Here is an 18,485-nt window from a genome sequence, read left to right on the forward strand (position 1 = left end):
GTTCGTGGGTGCTGCGTGTTGCTTCATGGGGCCGAGGTGTGAAGCTGGAGGCGGCCATCCTCGATCATCTGATGTTGGTCGCAGGTTCGAATCCTCGGCAGGGCAGCATGCAGACGGTTCCGCGCCTGACTTGTGGGTTTCGAGCGGGTTGCTGGTGATCGAGGGCAGTTTTCGGGTCGGTGACTCTGTGGGTGGTGGCTGATGGCCGCCGGGGGGTTGGACTCGGAGGCTCCACAGACCTCGAAGCCTGCCGCAGTCGTGCGGGCAGTCACGGTGATCATGGGCACGGTCGTGGGGCTGACGTTCCTGTTCGGTTTCGGCAACGTTCTCAGCCTTGCCTTGAGGCTGGGCGTACCTGTCTGGGTTGCACCGCTTGTCGCGCCCGCGGTTGACCTGACCATTCTCGGGATCCTGCTAGGCACCCGGTACCTGGTGGTCCGGGGCGCCAAGGCGGACGTACTCCGTCCACTTCGCATGCTGCTGATCTTTGCCAGTGCCGTCACCCTGGCGCTGAACGTTGCAGATCCACTCGTAGCGCGAGAGTACGGAAAGGCTGCGTTCGACGCCGTTGGACCGCTGCTTCTGATCGGGTGGGGTGAGGTCGGCCCTGGTCTCCTCCAGGCCATGATCGGGGCACATCGGGTATCTGGGCGCGTTCGTGTCCAGGATGACTCCCCGCTCGGCGAGCACGAGACGGTTGGGTCTGTGCCGGTCGGCGCTGCGGGTGACGACGTCGAGAGCGGGCTGGAGGAACGGCCGAGTTCGTGTTCTCGGGATGAGGGGCTGGCTGTCGAGGATGACCTGTTGGATCGCGCGAGAGAGGAGGAGGCACTTCACTGGGAGCAGCACCAGCGTCATATCTCGGCGGAGACGCTGCGGAAGCGACTCAGGGTCGGGGCGGCTCGTTCGCGGCGCCTTGCCTGGGCTGCGCGGCCTGTCCCGGGGTCAAGTGGTTCCTTGCACTCCGCGCAAGCGGAATGACGAACCGGGGGAGGTGTCGTGCCGGGTTCTGGAGACTGTGTCTGAGCTTGCGCCGCGTCAGAGATTGGCGGCCTGACGTTGACGATCTGCGACGTTCGTCGCTGGACGCAGCAACTCGACGATAGCTCCGCGGAGTTCGTCAGCTGAAGCTCGCAGTTGCGGCTCGTCCAGCATTGACGTCGCTATCAGCGCGGTCATCAGGCGTGCTGATAGCGCGGCGAGCGCTGTTCGGGCGGCTTCGTCGCGATCGCGGCGGAACTGGTTCACGACGCGGAACATCGACGGTGCTGCTTTGACCCAGTCACCGCCAGCGGCGAGGACGTCGGCCGCGGCGATGGCTAGCACCGGCCAGGTGTTGCGCCAGGTCTGCCACTGGATGCGATTGGCCTCGAGCGCGGTTTCGAGTTCGCCGGCGGCTGCGGGAGCTTCGCGCGCGGTGTCGGCGACCCGTCGCCGCTGATCGGCGAGCGCGTTGCGTTTTGGACGTGGAGGGTTCCGCGGAAGCCCAGGACGACGCCGATCAGCGTTGCGGAGGCCGAGATGAGCGCGGTCAGCATCGAGACAGCTTGGCGTAGAGGCGACAAGTGTGGGCCCATCGGCACTCGGGAAGCCTCCTTCGGGCCGTCCGGCAGGATCAGCCCGAAGGAGGCGACGATCAGTCGATCATCTTGTGCAGCGCGGCGGCGACTGCGGTTGCCGCACCGATCGCGGCGACCGCCCCGCCGACGGGATAGCTCGCGACAGCGGCCAGCCCGGCGAGGAGCGCGATGACGAGCCACCTCAGCGGCAGCCGCCGCTCGGGGCCATCATCGCTCGAACCTGCCCGCGAGGGTCTCACAGGGCCTACTGTGGACATACCGACTTCGACGACCTCACAGTCTCCACGCCCAGTGGCTCCACCCGGATCACGGCAACTGCGCACCACCTCTTCTGGGACGGCACCTCACACACCTGGGTGCCTACTGCGGCGCTGGTTCCCGGGATTCAACTCGACAGCACCCACGACCGGTACGTCACCGTCGTGGCGAACCGCCGTTACGCCGGCAACGGACGTACATATAACCTTACGATCAACGGTCTCCATACGTACTACATCGAGACCGGCGGTGCACCTGTCCTGGTGCACAACAACGACGGAGACGAGTGCATCAATGGAGGACTGGGTGCCCTCAGCCAGGTCAACAAGCCTGACGCAGCCGCAGATGAACTGGCAGCGAAGCTCGGCGGTGTCTCTCGGGTCAAGTTCGCCAACGATCCGGACGGGCGGGAGTTCGACGCGATCAGTGACCTTTACGTGGCTCAAACCAAGTCCACTAGAGTGAAAATGGGCAGCAAGTTCCGCAATCAGGCCAGGATGACATTCGAATTCGCGAAGCAGTCTGGTCGAATTCCATTCTTTCACTTTGAGGTTCCGCCGGACCCTGAAGTTCTGGCCAAGATTGCAGAGTATGGCCGACGGTATGGAATCGATCCTGTTGTCAAAATCGGACCTCTCGGGTGAGCTGAATGTATGAATTCCATGGCTGGTTCCAGTTGTCAGAATCTCCGAAAGAAATCGAATTCGGAGAGGAGAAGTTCGATGATTTGCTCAAGGGTGTCCGCGATCGAGTTGCCGAAATTGATTGGGCATCCGGCGAAGCGGCGCTGAAGGTGTTCAACGGCGAGCACCTCTTGCTGGTGAACGGCGCACCCAATCGCCGCAGAGATGAAGAGCGTGAGCTGACTGAACTCTTGGAGTACGTCGCCCGGCAGCTTCCCGGATCGTGGGGCCTCTTATATGAACAGGCGGAGGACATGGAAAGCCCACCCGGGCAGGGCGGCTATCGGGTTCGGGTCATGGCACGAGGTGAGATTACTGTCCGATTGGACCCGTTTCTCTCGCCGGTTCAGCCGGTCGTCGAAGATTGACCTGTCCGATCGATCCGGCGCGGGGATCGAGGCCTCGAAGTCACCGTTCTGCCTTTGCGACTCTGGCGGGTCAGAGCTCGCCGCCGTTCAGAGCTGCACGCGCCGGGACACCAACCGGCAACGGGCGTCGAGCACGGCCACCCCGCCGACGGTGAGGAGACCGACGATCTCCGGGGCAGTTCTTTGGTTCCCGTGCAGTCCGGGAGTGCAAGGATGACCTGTTCGCGCGGGTCGCGGCCCGTTTCACCCGGGTCGAGCCGCGACGCCGTGCCCGTGCCTACGTGCGTGGCCTGTTGGCGCCATTGGCGGGGAAGAACGGCTGGACCTTGGCCGAAGCCGCCGGTGACGCCACCCCTGACGGGATGCAGCGTCTGCTCAACGCTGCCTCTTGGGACGTCGACGGAGTCCGTGATGACGTGCGGGCCTACGCCATGGAACACCTCGGCGAACGCGACGGCATTCTCGTGGTCGACGAGACCGGATTCCTGAAGAAGGGCACCCGCTCCGCTGGCGTGCAGCGTCAATATTCGGGTACCGCGGGGCGGATCGAGAACTGTCAGCTGGGTGTGTTTCTTGCATACGCCACAAGCAAAGGACGCACCCTGATCGACCGCGAGCTGTACCTGCCGAAGTCCTGGGCCGGTGACCGGGAACGGTGCCAGGAAGCCTGCGTGCCCGACGAGGTCGAGTTCGCCACGAAGACCGTCCTGGCGCAGAACATGCTCGCCCGGGCGCTGGATGCCGGTGTCCCCGCGGCCTGGGTGACCGCCGACGAGGCCTACGGCAAGGACTACAAGTTCCGCACCTGGCTGGAAACCAGGCGCATCAGCTACGTCGTGGCAGTGGCCCGCAACCAGACCATCCCCGCCACGGCCGGCACCTCACGTTGTACGTGCCGATAATGCATCCGTGCAGGTCAAGGGTCATCGGCGGGTGACCGCTCGTGGTCCGGCATGATCGCGTGTCGTGCTGGTTCGCTTCGTCTATCTCGCCGTTGTCCATGTGTTCGCGGCGCTGCGGCTCCTGTCGATGACCGACCGCGAGAAGGACGTCGAGATCCTCGCCCTGCGCCATCAACTGACCATCTTGCAACGACAGCTCGGTGACCACCGCCCGCGACTTCGGCCCGAGGACAGGATGTTCCTCTCCATGTTGCTGGTGCCGCTGTCGCGTGCAGTGTTGCGTCGGCTCCGGCTCATGGTCAGCCCAGACACGGTGCTGCGGTGGCATCGCGACCTACTGAAACACCGTCACGCCCGCGTGAGCGTGAACCGAGGGCCTGGGCGTCCGCGTACTCTCACCTCGATCCGTCGCCTCGTTCTCCGTCTTGCGGCCGAGAACCCCTCCTGGGGCTACCGGCGCATCCACGGCGAACTCGCCCTGCTCGGTGTTAAAGTTGCTCCCTCCACTGTGTGGGAGATCCTCAAGACCGACGGTGTCGATCCGGCCCCGCAACGGGCGACGGTCAGGTGGGCTGACTTCCTGCGGTCCCAGGCCGAGGCGATCCTGGCGATGGACTTCATCGAGACCGTCACCCTTACCGGGCAGCGCCAGTACATCCTCGCTGCCATCCACCACGCGGGCCGGCGGGTCCGCGTTCTGGGTACCACCGCGCACCCCACCCATGCCTGGGTGACGCAAGCTGTCCGCAATCTGTTGATGGACCTAGCGGATGCGGGAGGTGTCGCGCGGGTGAGGTTCCTCATCCGCGACCGCGATGCCAAGTACCCCGCGTTGATCGATGAGATCCTCCGCGACGCCAAGATCACCACTGTGCGCACCGGTGTCCGGATGCCACGGATGAACGCGATCATGGAACGCTGGGTGAAGACGCTGCGGGCCGAATTGTTGGACCGCACGTTGATCTGGAACGAGACTCACCTCCGGCATGCGCTTCGTGAGTACGAGTGGCACTACAACCAGCATCGAACACACCGGTCGCTAGCCGTCGCGGCGCCCCTGCGAGCACGGCCCCAGGCCCTTGAATCCGAGGGGATCGAACGCCTCGTGATACGTCGGCAGGACCGACTCGGCGGAGTCCTCCATGAGTACAGACAGGTCGCTTGACCTGCACGGACGTGATTTTCGGCACGCGCACTGCTCAACCGCACCCCGCCGTAGCCGGCCAGATCGAGATCCGCCGACGCCCGGTCGAGGAAGAACTGCCGCGCCGACGCCCACGCGTCGTGGCCGACGAGCTCGGGATAGTCCTCGGCTTCGCGCAGCGTCGTCATCTCCGGCGGAACACCATGATGACTGCCCACCACACTGCCCAACTGCTCGGCGATGACCTTGTCGCCCGGACCGCATACGGCGAGAACATGATCGCGTACCACCAGATGCCCGACCAGGGCATGGTTCACTTGGCTCCGCCGCGGATGAGTCAACAGAGCCGACGACGCCACCAGACCGGCGTGCCGCATCCGATCCGCCAAGATCGGCACCTGTACCGCGAACGCGGGACTCGCCTTCCCGACGTCATGCACCCGCGCCAGCCACACTACCAGCGCCCGTACACCCTCGATATCGCCAGGGATTTCGTGAACCAGTCGCGCGGTCACCTGCTCGGACAGCCACTCGTCCACCAACAGACCGGCCACTCCACCGGAATCATCCAGATGTTGTCGCAACGGCAACCAGTGCGTCGTCCGCCCATGCGCATCCAGCACGGACTTCGCCCACACCACACCGACATCCACCACGCCGACGAACAACCCCTCCCCTGATTACGGTGACCACAACGGCGTCACAAGCAGGAAAGACGCCAGGCGCTCTGGCTGTGTTACACCCCGTACCAGGGCGCACCCGATCGTGGTAACGACAGACCGGATGGCCGGCGTACGGGTAGCTAAGACCACCCCCGCCCGCGCGGGAGAACTCGCTGGCCGCGACTGCCTTGGGTTGACCGAGGGACGACCCCGTTCGCGCGGGGAGAAAGCCGGGACGCGCAGACCGTAGACCGCGGCGCGGGGACCACCTCAGCTCGCGCGGGGAGAACGGCGTGCCGTCACAAACCAGGAGCAGCAGGCGCGGGACCACCCCCGCTCCCGCGGGGAGAACAGTCAGGTCGACCTCGACCGGGTCGGCAACGCGGGACCACCCCCGCTCGCGCGGGGAGAACGGACGACGGACCTGGATCGCAGTGGTGGACGTAGGACCACCCCCGCTCGCGCGGGGAGAACACTTCGTGAACTGGGACTTTACGCGTTGGAGGGCTGGTTTTCATTCACTTTCGAAAGCGCGTTGTCGGTCAAGGGTAGACGCTGCCAGACATGACGGCGGTTGGCTCCTAGCCACCGCCACCACGATTCGGATCCTGAGGAACCCGGTGCTGGCCGCGGTCAGGCATGTTCAGGTGATCCGCACCGGCACCTGTTCCTCGCGCACCCGGCGAATCCTCCCGCTGGAACCTGTGCTGCGGTTCTGACGTCACCTGATCGCCCCGGCTCGGCGTGGTCCGGACGGCACGGGTGTGCCGTGTTGTCGGTTGCCGCGATGGCCGGTGGTCAGCTGATGCCGAGGACGGATTCGGCGGTGGTCCAGTCGGTGAGCAGGGCGTGCTGCGCGGCAGACAGGGTGGCTTTCTTCGCGCAGACGGCCTTCTTCACCGCGTTCTCGACCGAGTCTTTGCTGCGCGAGTTTTCGTTGCCGGCATGCGGTTCGGGCCAGAGGTTCTTCGGGTCCCGCGGTGCGCCGCCGACTTCGAGTGGGAGGAAGTGGTCTTCCTCGTAGTCGCTCATGTTCGTGTCGCTGTAGCCGTAGTCGGCGATGCCCTGCTTCTTCAACGCATTGGTGTAGGACGTGGGTGGGCGGACCGTGGCGGTCCAGCCCGACACGCAGATCGTCGACCCGATCGTGGCCTGGGTGACATCCGGGTTCGTCGCGCCCGGAGTACAGGCCGGGTCCGGCAGCGGCAGGTAGGACTGCGAACAACTCGCCGCCGGCGCCGTCGCACGTGTGACGGTGGTGGCGTGCGCGGCCGGCATGACCAGGCACAGCGAACCGGCTACCATGATGGCAGGCACCGCGAACCGCGAAAGTTGAGACATCGAAGCTCCTTCCCCAGGATCAGTGCCCACAGCATCCGACACGACCGGGTCAAACGCCACCGACCTTCGCAGGAATCCGTGAAGAATTTACCTGCAGCACAACTGGCCCGACCGCAGAACGTGCATCTCGGGAGGAATCGAGGTGAGACCGCAGGGGCTGGAGGTTTCGTTATCGGGCAGAGTCGCTCCGGTGGCAATCAGCGGGAACTGCGGCAGATGCCGGAGGTGCGCAGGATCGCCGGGCAGCGGCTGTCGGTGACGGTGTCGAACCGCGGCCCACCGAGCGGATGCCTCGCTGCCCGAGGACGGGGTCGGGACGATGTCGCTCGCCGGTGCCCTACCGGTGTCCGGAGATTGGGATGTTCCGTCGCGTAGTAGGTCATGTTCGTTCTGACCGGTTTGGCGGGTCGGTGGGGGAGGTCTGTCGTCTTGTCATCCGGTTAGCGAGAGCCGGGCGTCGTCGAATGTGTCGGCGGCGCCCGGCTCTCGTGGTGTCATGGTGTTAGACGGGGATGATGGTCCATTGCTGGTTGGGGTGGAGGAGGTCCATCCATTGCTGGACTAGTGTGGCGTTTCCGGTTTGGTTGCCGGCGGCTTCGATGACTTTGCCGGAGGCGATGTTGCGGAGTGCTATGGCGCTGCCGGGGGCGGTGGTGATTTCCCATTGCTGGGCGGCGCCGTAGTGGCAGGTGTATTGGGCGATGTTTGCTCCGTTGCCTGCGCCGGCGTCGTACAGGTCGAGGCATTTTCCGGAGTTGCGGTTTTTGAAGGCGTACGTGTTGCTGCCGAGGTCGACGACGTCCCAGATCTGTTTGGGTGCGGTGGTGCTGCAGTCCCACAGTTCGGCGCCGGCGAAGTCGGCGAGGGCGTCGTTGCCGGCGCCGGCGATCTGGATGCAGCGTCCGGATTGGATGCCCTTGAACTCGACGGCTTTCGCGGTGACGGGGACGGTGGAGTAGGCGACGGTGGCGCCGCCTTCGCTGCTCCAGTCGATGCGGCCGCCGGTGAAGGTGGTGCGCCGGCCCTTGGGCAGTGGGAGTTCGTCGCTGGTCGGGTAGCCGAGGAAGGATTTCTCGGCGCCGAGTTCGTTCCACTTGAGCCGGATGGTGCCGTAGACGGCGTGCGCTCCGGTGGCGGCTGACCAGTAGATCGCGGCGCCGTTGCTGAGGGTGACGTACTGGCCCTTGCCGTCGGCAGCGGTGGTGGTGTCGGAGACGGGGTAGCCGAGGCTGCCGGTCTCGTTGCCGAATTCCGCGTACTTGCGGGCGATGTCGCCGTAGACGACCATGGCGCCGCCGGCGGAGGTGTAGTAGATCGAGCCGCCGTCGAACCGCTGGACGATACCGCCATTGGTGCCGAAGGGGGTGGCTTCGGTGACGGGGTTGCCGAGCGGGCCGCTCTCGTAGTTCAGCGAGGCGTACTTCTTGTGGATCTCCCCGGACACCACGCGGGTGCCGATGCCGGGCATCCAGTAGATCGAGCCGCGCGCGAAGCGGTTGTAGACCGCACCGCCGGTGGGTGAGGAGGTTGTGTCGGTGGTCGGATAGCCAACATCAAAATGCGTGTTGTGATCCCAGGTGATGGAGATTTGGCCGTGGATCTCGTGGGCCCCGGTCTGGGCAGTCCAGAGAATCTGGAGTGCAAGTCGGTCCGCCGGCCTGATAACGACAATTTGCTGTCCGCCGGGTTCATCCTGGTCGTCATGCTGACCAAGTATGTGTTGCTGCAGCAGTGAATCGCCGAAGAAGGCGATGAGCTTGTCGAGTGCTGGACCGTTGTAGACGTCTGCGACGACTGGTCGCTTGTCCTTGTCGTAGGTCAGGTAGAGGCGGCCCTTCTCGTAGATGCGGTAGCCGGTGTTGCCGGCGGTGAGGACCGGGTCACCGACCGGCTTGCCCAGGCGGGTCTGCAGGTCCTTCTCTGCCTTGTAGCGCCGGTCGAACGGTGTCGGTGCTTGCGGTGCGTCGAAACTCCAGAGCTGGGCATTGATCGGATTGGGGTTGGGATCGTGGGCACCGGGGAGAAAGAGGTAGGCATTCGGTGCGCCGATCGGGTGGATTTCCGATCTGGAACCATCCTCGTTGAGGGGTTTGACGCACCAGGTCGCTTCTTGCCGGAATTTGTCGGTGCCGTCGGTAGGCGCGATGTCGGCGTAGGCGCGGTTTCCGTCCGTGGGTGGGCGCCAGTGGAGGTAGGAGTTGGGGTGGGTGGTGGATTCGAAGGAGAAGCAGCTCGGGTCGCTGAGCCCGGCGCCGATCTTCCAGGTCATTTCCGGGTGGTTGCCTTGGGTCCAGGTGACCAGCGTGGCGCTGGTGCCGGCGTCGGTGATGTAGGAGTCGTCACCGGTGAACCACCCGACGGTGCGGATGGTCTGGTTCTGATGCTGGTTCTGACCGGTCGCGACGAATCGGCCTCGGTCGAGGGGAGTGCCGGCGAGCGCGGCATCGGCCGCGGCGACGAGGTCGGGGTGGACAGTGCTCTTGGCGGCACGGGTGCGGATCTCGGTGATGGCCTTGATGTTCTCGTCGTCGGCTTTCTTCATGTCCTTGTCGAGGTCGCGCTGCCATGCGGCTTGGGCGCCGGTGTCGACGTAGGCTTTCCAGTCGGCCGGTGCGGTGCTGAGGAGCGCTTCGTAGGCGGCGGTGTAGACCTCGGTGTCTTTTGGTGCTCGTTTGAGGACTTCGCGCAGGAAGTTCTGGTCGGGCAGCTTCGCGAGGGGGTCGTCGGTGGTGATGCTGAGGCCCAGTGCGTAGTAGGCGGCGGTGACGCGGGCCGCGCGGGCTTTGGCTTCGGCTTTTTCGGCTTCGGTGCGGCTGGTGTCCTCGTCGACCAGCCGTTGGGTGTCTTTGGCGTGCTCGGCGATGATGCCGTCGGTGAGGAAGCGCCATTGGTCGTCCGCGTTGCTCTTCAGCGCTGCGCGGGCGGCCGTCTTGACGGCGGTGTCCTTGTGGTCGTCGGCTTTGAGGTCGAGCAGGACGATGAAGTCGTAGACCGATTTGGCCAGGTCGGTGTCGGTGACGGTGGTGCTGATCTGCGCGGCGGCCCGGACCTTGGCCTCACGTTCGATGCGTTGCTGCTCGCGCCGGTCGGTGACGATCTTCTGGTCGGCGACGTTGGCGGCGGCCATGCCGGTCTTGATGTAGGTGGTGGTCGCGTCGTCGCCGGCGATGATCGCGTCGATCGCGCGTTCCCGCACCCTCTGGTGCTCGGGCTCGAGCGGGCGCGCCTTGTCCAGGTCGTCGGCCGCCCGGTACATCGCCGAGACGAAGCCGCGGTCGGACAGGATCAGCAGCTCCGGACCGGCGACGATGCCCAGCAGCGCTGCCGCGTTGCCCTTGTCCACGTCCGAGGACTGCGCCGCCGGTGTCGCGGGCTTGGCCGGCGCCGGGGTCATATCCCCTCCCACAGCCAGCCGCAGGTCCGGGTCACCGGCATCCGCCTGTCGTGCGGCCGGCTGGCTCGTGGCCGCGCTGGTCCCGGTGGCGGTGCGCGGGGCGGCGGCCGCGAGGGCCGGTGCCGCGGTACCGACGATGCCGGTGATGAGGAGGACGGCCGCGGCGCGCGCTGCGCGCCGGCGCGGCCATTCCCCGGGTAGTGCGGAAAACCGATTCGAGCGTCTCAACAGTATTCCCCCTGCTCAGAGAACAGCACATAGCAGAAAAGCGCGCCTGAGGCGCGCGGAAATGAGAATGCTCGACGTCCGAGAAAGGCAGGCGCCGTGCGGGTAATAGAAACTTTACCGATCGACTTATCGGCGATACCCAAAGACGCGTTACATGGTGTGACCGTCGTCACTATGGTGGCTTTTGTGGGGGTTTTGCTGCCAATCTGATCAAGCTTGTGTGAGCCCACGGTCTAGGGGATGTAAAGGGGGACTGGGTGGTTTCGCGCGCTCTTGTCACCGGTGTCGCGGTGGCAACATTGCTGGTTACGACGAGTGTTACGGATTCCGTAGCCGCTCCGGGCGGCAGTTCTCTAATGTCTGCGATGCGTGTGTCGGGTATTGAGGATTCTGTCTGGTATCCGATGGTGCGGCAGGTTGCGCTGTATCACTCGGAGGCATTAGTCCGAGTGGCGGCATGGAATGCGATGCGTTCGGCGGATGGTGAGCCGGCGTTGAAGGCGTTCGTGCTGACCGGGTTCGCCGAGGCCCGCGGCCGGGCCCAGCAGGGCACTGCCCGGAACCGGGATTTCGCGCAGCGGGTCCTGGTCTCCTACAGCGCGGCGTACTCGCCGCTGGTGCACGCGACGGCGGACCGGGTGCTGAAGGGCAGTGACGCGGACCGGGAGTGGTTCGCCCGCACCGGTTTCGCCGAGGCGAAAGCGCGTGACCTGCAGGCACGTGAGGCTGATGAGCAGCATCGGCAGGTGATCGCGCAGGCCGACCGTGACGTCGTCGCGTTGCTCGCCTCGAGTGATCCGGGGGAGCAGGTGCGGCTGGCTGCGCAGCACGCGCTGCGCCAGGGCAGCACGGACGCCGACATCCGCGAGTTCTACGCCAGCGACTGGATGGCGGCGGCGGAGTTGGATGTGGAGTTCTTCCGCCAGCGCAGCCAGGAAGCGGGGATGCGCTACCTCGCGCTGATCCCCGGCCTGATCGCCGACGCGCAGGACGCCGAGCGGGAAGCACTGGCGGCCAGTGGTGCCGCGGCGGAGCAGACCCGCGCGGTCGCCGCGCGGGCGTGGGCCACGAGCAAGGACCGGGCGGACGCGGCCCGGCAAGGGTGGGAGGCCGAGCAGCGGCTGTGCGCGGAGCAGGCCCGGTACTGGCAGACGGTCGCCGACCGCTACCGCGGCCAGACCGACCCGGTCTGGACCGCGATCACCGCCTCGGCCGACAAGAACCATTCTGCCTGGACCGGCGAGGACACCTTCGCCACCGGGCAGTCCCGGCACTGGACCGATGTCTCGGCCCAGGCCCAGGCCGGCGCCGACCGGATGACCGGCCCGGCCTGACCCAGATTTCCCTGACCTGCGCGGCTTAGGCCGTGTTCCTTTGTCGTGCGCTTTCCGACCTGATGGGGTGCGTGTGTTGTGAGCGGAGTGTTCCGGAACCGGAGAAGAGCGATCGTGCTGAGACCGTTGTGGCGTCAGGGAATCGTCGTCGCAGTGACCGCCACACTGCTGGCGGGCACGGCCGGGGAAGGCGCCACCGCGGTCGCCGGGGCCGCACCCCGCGCGGCGGCAGGGCAGTGGCAGGCAGAGGCGAAGCAGCCGGCCGCGGCGAACAACGCCCAGACGGCCGCGCCCGCTGACGACCCGGACGACGCGGCGCTGCTCAAGCAGCTGCAGCGGGATCTGCTCTCCGATATTGCCGCGCAGGACGAGGACGAGGAGGTGCGGGAGGCGGCGCGGGACACGCTGCGCCGCACCGACGCCGGGGACACTGGCGCGATCGACGCGTTCTTCGCTCACGGCCAGCAGGACGCGAAAGCCAAAGCGGCGAAGCGGAAGGCCGACGCCGACGCCGCGAACCGGGCGCAGATCGAGCCGCTGGCCGGTCAGGGCGGGCCGGTGTTCAACGCCGCGGTGGACCGGGCGCTGAAGGGGGATGCCCGGGCGCGGGAGAATTTCCTGGCCTACGAACGCGACATCGCCGCCGAGCAGGACCGCAAGAACAACGCCTACGACCAGGAACTCAAGGATCGCCGCCGGGCGCACGTGCAGATGGTCGCCGACCGCGGCGAACCGGAAGTGGCCGCGGCGGCGAAAGCCGCGCTGGCCCAAGGCGACGTGGCGATCGCGCAGTTCCTGGCCACCGGCTACCTGGAGGCCGCGAAACGGGACGCCGACGCACGCGAGAAGCACCTGCAGGACCTCGAGCGTCAACGCAAGGAAGCCGAAGCTGCCGCGGACCTGGCGCAGCGCACCGCGCGGGCGATGACCGCGCGCCGGAACCTGCTGGCCGCTCACGCCGATGGTGTGCGGGCCCTGCAGCGCGCCGCCGACGACATGACGATGGCCGCGAACGTGTCCCGCGATACGGCGAAGACGCTGGCCGCGGACCAGGCCGGGCACACCTACCACGCGGAGCTGTATCAGCGGGCCAAGGACGACGTCGCCCGCCATGTCGCCCACGCCGCCACCGACGCCCAGGCCGCGCAGGCCGCCGCGGGCGCGGCGGTCGCGCAGGCCAATCTGCTGGTGCAGAACGGGATGCCCCACGGTGCCGAGTGGGCGAAGGTTGTGCAGGCGATGGGTGCCTCGGCGACCGCGGCGAAACAGGCCAGCGACACCGCCTCGCACGCCGTCGACGCGATCGCCGCGGACGCCGCCGCGACCGATGCCACCGAGAAAGCCAAGGCCCACGAGGAAAACGCCCGGCAGTGGCGCGCCAACGCCGAAGCCAACGCCGCCGCCGCACGGCAGTTGGCCCAGGCCGCCGCCGACCAGGCCACGGCGGCGGCGGACGCGGCGCTGCGGGCGAAGCAGTCCCACGCCGACGCGCTCGCCGCGCTGCATGACGCGCAGCAGCACGCGCAGAATGTCAAGGACGCCCGCGCGGCGGCCGAACGCGAGCGTGACACCGCCGCGGCCAAACGCCAGGAAGCCGAAACCTGGCGCCAGCAAGCCGCCGCCAAACGCACCGAGGCCGAAGCGAAGGCCCAGGAGGCCGCGCGGCAACGCGACATCGCCGTGCAGCAGGCGAACATCGCCGGCCAGAAACGCCGGGACGCCGACGCCCAGGCCGCGATCGCCTCGCAGCGGCGCGGGGACGCCCAGCAGCAGGAACAGGTCGCCGCCGACCGGAGCAAAGACGCCCGTAAACAGGAGCAGATCGCGTTCGACGCCGACCGCGACGCCCAGACCCAGGAAGCCGGCGCCAACGACGCTCGCGACCGCGCCGCCGAGGCGATGAAGTCCGCGGACACCCTCAACCGCAAGGCCCAGGTCCTGGAAGCACTCGCGCAGAAGGCCCAGGGCATGGCCGAGGTCGCCCAAGGTGACAAGGACCGGGCGTGGGCCGCTGCGCACCAGGCCCGCACTGACGCCGATCAGGCCGCCGCCGCGGCACGCCAGGCCCGCGGGGATGCCGATGCCGCCGGTGCGGCCGCGGCCAGTGCCCGCACCTCTGCGATCCAGGCCAACTTCGCCGCGAGCAACTCCCGCGCCGCCGCCAATCGCGCGCAGGCCGCCGCCTCGCAGGCTCGTGCCGCGGCCGATGGCGCGCAGGCTGCCGCCGAGCACGCCCGCGACGCCGCCGATCAGGCGCAGGCCGCGGCCGCCCGTGCGAACCAGGACGCGGTCCGCGCCGAGTCCGAGGCCGCGCTCGTCCACCAGGACGCGCTGCGGGCCCAAGCCGCGGCCGCGGATGCCACTGCCGCGGAAGCCCAGGCGGCGCAGAACGCCCGCAACGCCGCAGACCTGGCACAACAGACCGCAGTCAAGTCCGCGCAGGCGTTGGAGGCGGCGCAGCGGACCCAGGACGAGGCCAACGCCTCCGCCGTGGAAGCCGCGACCGCCGCCACCCAGGCCGGCATCGCGACCCGCGCCGCGGCCGGGGCGGTGCAGTCCGCGTCCGGGATCGCCAACCCCGCCGACACCGCGATCGGGACCGCCACACCGTTCGCCGACACCGACATCGACGCCGACTTCGCGGTGATCGTCGCCAACCGGGCGAAGGACACCGGCACCAGCCAGGTCGACGCCGCCCAGAAGGCAGCCACCGATGCCGCCGCCCAAGCCCGCGCGGCGGCCGAAGCGGCGAAGAACGCCTCCGGCGAGGTCGCCCCCGCCTACCAAGCCGCCGCCGACGCCGCCAGCTCAGCGGCCGCCGCAGCGAAATCCGCCGCCGACGCCCAGCTCTCCGCGGCCGACGCGGCGAAGGAAGCCGCCGGCGCCCGCCAGGCCGCCGCGGACGCGAACACCCTCGACACCCAAGCCCAAGCCGACGCCCGCGCCGCCCGCGCCGCCGCGGACCAGGCCGCCGCCGACGCCGCACTCGCCGGGCTGTCGGCCGACCAGGCTGCCGCCGACGCCCGCGCGGCCCGGCAGGCCGCGGACAACGCCACCCGCGCCGCCAACGAAGCCTCCGCCGCGGCCACCCGCGCCGAACAGGACGCCGCCGCCGCGCAACGCGCCGCCGACCAAGCCGCCAAGGACGCCGCCGCCGCCCGCGAGGCCGCCGACCGCGCCCAGCAGCACGCCAACGACGCCAACGACGCAGCCACCAGCGCGGAAAACTATGCTCGCGACGCCGAAACCCGCGCGAAGAACGCGGCCGCCGACGGCAAGGCGATCCAGGCCGAACTCGCCCAGCTACAGGACGAGCTGCGCAAGGCCGAGGAAGAGGAACAGCGCAAAGCCGCGGAGGAGGCGATCAACGACGACAGCGACGTCCCCGCCCTTACTGCGGAAGAGGAAACCACCCTCCGCAATCAGAAGGGCCAGCAGGGCGTCGACGACTACAACGCCAACCGCGCCAAGGCCAACGCCGGCCTGCTCGGGTTCATCAGCGACCAGGGCGGGCAGGTCCTGCTCGACCTCATCGGCTACACCGACGCCAAGAAATGCTTCACCGAAGGCGACTTCATCGCCTGCATCATGACCGTCGTCAACGCCCTCCCGCTGTTCAAATTCGTCTCCGTCCTCTCCAAAATCCCCGACGCCGTCTCCGCCACCGTCCGCATCGTCAAAGGCATCCGCACCTTCAAAGACGCCGTCGTCGCCGCCCGCCGCATCACCACCAACCTCCGCAACCTCGTCCGCGACCTGCTCAAATGCCGCAGCCTCACCGCAACCACCACCGCCGGAACCGCCCCCTGCACCGTCATCGACAAAGAAGACGAACTCAACAAACCCATCCCCAAAGTCGACCCCGCACCCGGCCTCCGCCTCGACCCCACCAAAGACAAGAAGAAACTCGACGACTGCGCCAACGGCGCCATGCCCAAAGACTTGGTCTATAACGAACCGCTTCAGCCCTTCACCTACCTCGGTGACCCGGCTCTGCGCGCGACCAGCGGAATCGTCTGCGCCACCAAAACTGTCCAGGACAACGGGAAGCGTCCGCAACCCGCCGGATATGACAGCAACAAGTTCCACGCCGGCCATCTCGTCCCCGCTCGCCTCAGCGGCCCGAACGAGTTGATCAACCTCGTCAACGAATACCATCGGGTCAACCTTTCTGACGTCAAGAAAGTCGAGAACGCCGCTGCGCGGGCCTTGAACTCAAAAACTGACACCGAGATCATCTACCGCGCCTGGGCGCAGTACTCTAGCAACGCCGCGTCAGTGCCGGAGTGGATCTTCATCGACGTCATCGGCAACAACGGCTACATGTGCCACGCCACCATTGAAAACATCGATGGCGGTAACTCGCCGAAGAACGTCGTGAAAGGCTGCTACTGATAAGATCACCAGTGCGACTGACCCACCGAACCAGCGAGGACTCATGAGCCAACCACGCGCGCAGCACTCGATAGACGAGATCGCCCGTGTCGCCCAATGGAACGGCCGGATCCAGCCAGGCCGCGACTGGAAATCCGTCGAGCAAGAAATCGGAACAACACTCCCGGATGACTACAAAGAATTACTGAACCGATTTCCGTCTGGAAGTTATCGTAACGCAATTACGGTCTCGAACCCGGTTGATTCTCGAACTGATTATGCGAAATTTATCCGCGAAGACATTCATGGAACCCTTGAGATTCTCGGCGACGAAGGCCTGGAATATATCGAAGATACAGGCTATCGGACGTTCCCGGAACTGGGCGGGCTCCTGCCCTGGGGTCACGACGGGCAAGGGGGAATGTTCTGCTGGATCACTGAACCCGCAGACCCGAACCAGTGGCGCGTCGCCTACTACAGTCAAGGTCTCGGTGAGTGGCGTGAACACAGTGGACCAATGACGGACGTCATCTGGAAGGTCCTCACCGGCACGGGCGATGATAACATTTTCCGCTGGGACCTCGCCCACGAACTCGCAATATTCCGTGTGCCGTCGACACTTCTGGCAAATGGTGAGTGGTTGCCATATGCAGAGTACCGATAGTCATCGATATTCGCATTTATGAAGTTGTCTAATTTGTGCAAGGATATGACGGAATCAAATTCGGCCGAGGCTGGGGAACTGTCGAACGAGAGATATAGACCGCGTGTCAGTCCGGACCATCCCCGCTCGAGCGGAAAACTCCACTGGTGCCGCGGTGGCGAGCGCAGTCGATGCGGGACCATCTCCGTTCGTGTGGGGAACCGGATCTAGCCGTCCGAGCTGGTGACCGCACGGGATCACCCCCGCTCGCGCGGGGAGAACGGTAACGGTGCATGAGGACGGCCCACTTCGTTTGGATCACCCCCGCTCGCGCGGGGAGAACCTAGAACGGGGCGCCGGAGACGACGTCCCACGCGGATCACCCCCGCTCGCGCGGGGAGAACGAGGTTGTGCAGCAGCCGCAACATCGCGCCGAGGGATCACCCCCGCTCGCGCGGGGAGAACAGACCACGTGGTCACCCATTTCGCTACAACGCAGGATCACCCCCGCTCGCGCGGGGAGAACACGAGCGACGCTGTTGCGGCTCACCTTCACCGCGGATCACCCCCGCTCGCGCGGGGAGAACGCTTCGTGAACTGGGACTTTACGCGTTGGAGGGCTGGTTTTCATTCACTTTCGAAGGTGCGTTGTCGGTTGGGGGGAGACGCTGCCGGCTCTGGCGGCAGTTGGGCCGCAGCCACCGCCACCACGATTCGGATTGCGAGGACGAACTCCTGATCTGAGCTGGACACGCGGGCCAGGCCGCGCGGTTGAGCGTTGCGCAGGTGGTCTGTGCGAAGGCACGCAGACCACCGCGCTAGAGACCTTCACCGTTTACGATCTTCATGTGCGAGCAGTAGCGCGGCTTGCCAAGGCTCATTGAATCGGCGGGGTGCTGGGATGCCCAGAACGCTCGCGCGCTCGCCGAGCTGTCGACCTTCGTCGTCGACCACTGGAATCCTGGGCCGCGCGCGAGCACGGCGGCGACCAGGAGCGTGCCGATACGCCGGCGACGGTAGGTGTCGTCCACGCGGATCTGCTCGATGACGCCGCACTGGTCGGTGCCGCACATCTGGACGTCGATGTCCGCGACGCTGCTTCCGTGGATTTGTAGCGCGATGTAGCCGACGCCGGCGGGCTGGTCCGGTGGATGCGCGACCAGCTCGACGATCGGGCGGTGGTACTTCGGCGGCACATCGACGCGACGAACCTTGGTGTGGTCGAGAGGGAACCAGCCAGGCCGGTCGAGCCGGAGTTCGGTGCACAGGTTGCACAGCGCGGCATCCAGGTCCAGGACGTGGTAGTACGACAAAGTTTGACCAGCGAGGCCGAGCAAGTGGCCGTTCAGACACCGTGTGTGAGGGCCTGGGGAGCGAAAGGGATAGCCGGGGTCCGGGGAGGTACCGACCGTACCTAGCTCGATCACGCGTTCGAGTATGTGAGGTATCGAACGGACTAGTCCAGGGATGGAACTCACCTGGGTGAGCCCGACCGGACGCCACCGGGAAAGACAGCTGAAGACGACGCTCGCCCGGAATGTGACTTCTGGCCGCTACGCTCGACCACGCGGGCT

General features: G+C 66.6%; 12 protein-coding genes, 2 pseudogenes and 1 CRISPR repeat array. Of the genes and pseudogenes, 8 read left to right on the forward strand and 6 right to left on the reverse strand.

Annotation, left to right across the window (positions count from 1 at the left end; translation table 11 throughout):
- Positions 1-201 precede the first annotated feature (201 nt).
- A complete protein-coding gene (locus tag BMY97_RS48905) occupies positions 202-981 on the forward strand; it encodes a hypothetical protein (RefSeq protein WP_091628626.1) in 780 nt (259 codons plus the stop codon).
- Between the two features lie 57 nt (positions 982-1,038).
- On the opposite strand, the gene BMY97_RS46565 is transcribed toward BMY97_RS48905, so the two are convergent.
- Together BMY97_RS46565 and BMY97_RS48910 are read right to left on the reverse strand one after the other, a co-directional pair.
- A complete protein-coding gene (locus BMY97_RS46565; RefSeq protein WP_143086457.1) occupies positions 1,039-1,326 on the reverse strand; it encodes a hypothetical protein in 288 nt (95 codons plus the stop codon).
- A 310-nt stretch (positions 1,327-1,636) separates the two neighbouring features.
- Positions 1,637-1,819 (reverse strand): hypothetical protein, encoded by a 183-nt coding sequence (locus tag BMY97_RS48910; protein ID WP_245787768.1) that lies wholly within the window; start codon positions 1,817-1,819, stop codon positions 1,637-1,639.
- A gap of 117 nt (positions 1,820-1,936) precedes the next feature.
- On the opposite strand from BMY97_RS48910, the gene BMY97_RS48915 reads away from it, so the two are divergent.
- The 4 genes and pseudogenes from BMY97_RS48915 (at position 1,937) to BMY97_RS48920 (ending at position 4,956) form a co-directional block, all read left to right on the forward strand.
- On the forward strand, positions 1,937-2,482 hold the full coding sequence (locus BMY97_RS48915) for a restriction endonuclease fold toxin (RefSeq protein ID WP_245787769.1): 546 nt from the start codon (positions 1,937-1,939) through the stop codon (positions 2,480-2,482).
- Positions 2,483-2,487: 5 nt separating this feature from the next.
- Positions 2,488-2,889, forward strand: coding sequence for an Imm7 family immunity protein (locus BMY97_RS41610; RefSeq protein WP_091628630.1), 402 nt, complete (start codon positions 2,488-2,490; stop codon positions 2,887-2,889).
- A gap of 218 nt (positions 2,890-3,107) precedes the next feature.
- Positions 3,108-3,755: pseudogene (locus BMY97_RS41615) on the forward strand (IS701 family transposase); the annotation flags it as partial.
- A 100-nt stretch (positions 3,756-3,855) separates the two neighbouring features.
- Positions 3,856-4,956 carry an integrase core domain-containing protein gene (locus BMY97_RS48920; RefSeq protein ID WP_091628632.1) on the forward strand — a complete coding sequence of 367 codons (1,101 nt, stop codon included), beginning with the start codon at positions 3,856-3,858 and terminating at the stop codon, positions 4,954-4,956.
- Positions 4,957-5,078: 122 nt separating this feature from the next.
- On the opposite strand, the pseudogene BMY97_RS41625 reads toward BMY97_RS48920, so the two are convergent.
- The 3 genes and pseudogenes from BMY97_RS41625 to BMY97_RS41635 form a co-directional block, all read right to left on the reverse strand.
- Positions 5,079-5,591 (reverse strand): annotated as a pseudogene (locus BMY97_RS41625) (CRISPR-associated endonuclease Cas3''); the annotation flags it as partial.
- An 804-nt stretch (positions 5,592-6,395) separates the two neighbouring features.
- Positions 6,396-6,938, reverse strand: coding sequence for a hypothetical protein (locus BMY97_RS41630; RefSeq protein WP_091628634.1), 543 nt, complete (start codon positions 6,936-6,938; stop codon positions 6,396-6,398).
- A 502-nt stretch (positions 6,939-7,440) separates the two neighbouring features.
- A complete protein-coding gene (locus tag BMY97_RS41635) occupies positions 7,441-10,560 on the reverse strand; it encodes an RICIN domain-containing protein (protein ID WP_143086458.1) in 3,120 nt (1,039 codons plus the stop codon).
- Positions 10,561-11,027: 467 nt separating this feature from the next.
- Here BMY97_RS41635 and BMY97_RS41640 point away from each other — a divergent pair, with 467 nt between their 5' ends.
- From BMY97_RS41640 to BMY97_RS41650, 3 genes are all read left to right on the forward strand, one after another.
- Positions 11,028-11,894: a hypothetical protein gene (locus tag BMY97_RS41640; protein ID WP_245787770.1), complete on the forward strand. Its 867-nt coding sequence runs from the start codon at positions 11,028-11,030 to the stop codon at positions 11,892-11,894.
- 153 nt (positions 11,895-12,047) lie between these two features.
- Positions 12,048-16,289 carry a DNA/RNA non-specific endonuclease gene (locus BMY97_RS41645; protein WP_245787771.1) on the forward strand — a complete coding sequence of 1,414 codons (4,242 nt, stop codon included), beginning with the start codon at positions 12,048-12,050 and terminating at the stop codon, positions 16,287-16,289.
- Between the two features lie 43 nt (positions 16,290-16,332).
- Positions 16,333-16,932: an SMI1/KNR4 family protein gene (locus tag BMY97_RS41650; RefSeq protein ID WP_091628637.1), complete on the forward strand. Its 600-nt coding sequence runs from the start codon at positions 16,333-16,335 to the stop codon at positions 16,930-16,932.
- A gap of 233 nt (positions 16,933-17,165) precedes the next feature.
- Positions 17,166-17,498: a CRISPR direct-repeat array (repeat unit 28 nt; unit sequence GGATCACCCCCGCTCGCGCGGGGAGAAC).
- Positions 17,499-17,729: 231 nt separating this feature from the next.
- On the opposite strand, the gene BMY97_RS41655 is transcribed toward BMY97_RS41650, so the two are convergent.
- The gene (locus BMY97_RS41655; RefSeq protein WP_091628638.1) at positions 17,730-18,224 is read right to left on the reverse strand and encodes a GNAT family N-acetyltransferase; all 495 of its coding nucleotides are present in this window, start codon (positions 18,222-18,224) and stop codon (positions 17,730-17,732) included.
- Positions 18,225-18,485: the final 261 nt, after the last annotated feature.

It is taken from the genome of Amycolatopsis saalfeldensis, assembly GCF_900110575.1.
GTDB lineage: Bacteria > Actinomycetota > Actinomycetes > Mycobacteriales > Pseudonocardiaceae > Amycolatopsis > Amycolatopsis saalfeldensis.